Origin of the sequence: Bowmanella dokdonensis (genome assembly GCF_017254865.1) — a bacterium.
Taxonomy (GTDB): domain Bacteria; phylum Pseudomonadota; class Gammaproteobacteria; order Enterobacterales; family Alteromonadaceae; genus Bowmanella; species Bowmanella dokdonensis.
On record NZ_JAFKCV010000256.1, the window covers coordinates 1 to 320 of the forward strand.

The following is a 320-nucleotide window of genomic DNA, read 5'->3' on the forward strand; positions in this document are numbered from 1 at the left end:
CATGAGGGAAGGCTGCTTAAAGCTGAGCAGCTTTGCCGACACTTTTTACGTCAGAATCCTCAACATGTGGAGGCAATGCGCCTACTGGCACAAATCGGCGTAAAGCACTATGTGCTGGATGACGCGGAATTTTTGCTGGAAAGTGCGCTAGAGTTTGCCCCGGGCCACGATGGTGTCAGACAAGATCTCGTTCATGTACTGCATAAGCGTCAGAAGTATGAACGGGCACTGCAACAGGCGCAGGCTTTGTACCAAGGGGCTCCGGACAACGGCCATCTACAAATGCTGCTGGCTAACCAACTTGTCGCGGTAAGCCAGTT

1 protein-coding gene is annotated in these 320 nt (G+C 52.5%); it reads left to right on the forward strand.

The genetic code is table 11. The features are described from left to right. Nucleotides 1-75: 75 nt before the first annotated feature. A partial coding sequence (locus J0A66_RS22460; protein ID WP_206576039.1) for a tetratricopeptide repeat protein occupies nt 76-320 on the forward strand: 245 nt, incomplete at its 3' end.